The following is a 1,104-nucleotide window of genomic DNA, read 5'->3' as shown; positions in this document are numbered from 1 at the left end:
GCTCTTCGAGGACGAGGCGGAGATCTACGGGCCGATGAGCCTGCGCGCCGAGGACGTCGAGGCCTGATCCTCCGGCCGGCGCGCCTGAGCCCCCGGGCGGCGGGGCGGGGAGCACGGGCGGGCGGGGCGGCGGACCGCCGCCCCGCCCGCCTCCCGTCACTGCTCGCCGAGGGTGACCCGCACGGTGCGGTCGTCGCCGCCCCGGCGGTAGGCGACGGTCACCTTCTCACCGGGCTTCATGGTCGCCAGCGTCTCGGTGAGGGAGGTGATGGTGGTGATCGGCCGGGTCCCCAGCCGGATGATCACGTCCCCGGCCCGCAGCCCGGCGTCGGCGGCGGCCCCGCCACCGATCACCTCCACGATCGCCACGCCGACGGCCCGGGAGTTCCGGTCGACCACGGTGCGGCCGGTGATGTCCAGGGCGGCCCTCCCGGTGTGGGTGACCCGGCCGTCCTCGATGATCTGATCGGCGACGGTGCGCACCATGGACGACGGGATGGCGAAGCCGATGCCCGCCGCCGCGCTGCCGTTCAGTCCGGGGTCGGACGCGGCGAGGGTCGGGATGCCGACGACCTCGCCGTCCAGGTCGACCAGCGCGCCCCCGCTGTTGCCGGGGTTGATGGCCGCCGAGGTCTGGATCATGTTGGGGATGGTCGCCCCCGTGCCGCCGGTCTCGGACGTCTCGCTGACGGTCCGTCCGGTGGCCGAGACGATCCCCTGGGTGACGCTGGAGGAGAGACCCAGCGGCGAGCCCATCGCCAGCACGATCTGCCCGACCTGCACCTCGGCGGAGTCCCCGAAGGTCGCGGGCCGCAGTCCGTCCGGCATCCGCTCCAGCTTGATGACGGCGAGGTCCTGCTCGGGGAAGGACGACACCAGCCGCGCGGTCAGCGGCTGGCCGCTCTGGGCGGTGGTGACCCGGAAGCTCTTCTGGTCGCCCACCACATGGGCGTTGGTGACGATGTGTCCGCGGTCGTCGTAGACGATGCCGGAGCCGAGGTCCTCGCCGGCCTGCACCTGGACCACGGAGGGCAGGACGTCACGGATGACCCGGATGTAGCCCTCCTCCAGGTCCTCCGGGGCGCGCGGCGCGCGTGGGGCGCC

The 1,104-nt window shown here is 73.9% G+C and carries 1 protein-coding gene; it reads right to left on the bottom strand.

The window, feature by feature from the left end; translation table 11 throughout:
- Nucleotides 1-156: 156 nt before the first annotated feature.
- The coding region (locus HW445_RS32085; RefSeq protein ID WP_180224268.1) for a S1C family serine protease at nucleotides 157-1,104 on the bottom strand (948 nt) is incomplete at its 5' end.

Source organism: Streptomyces sp. UH6, assembly GCF_013421635.1.
Taxonomy (GTDB): Bacteria; Actinomycetota; Actinomycetes; order Streptomycetales; family Streptomycetaceae; genus Streptomyces; species Streptomyces abyssomicinicus.
Note: the sequence above shows the minus strand (reverse complement) of the source record. Positions and strands in the feature narration are given on the sequence as shown.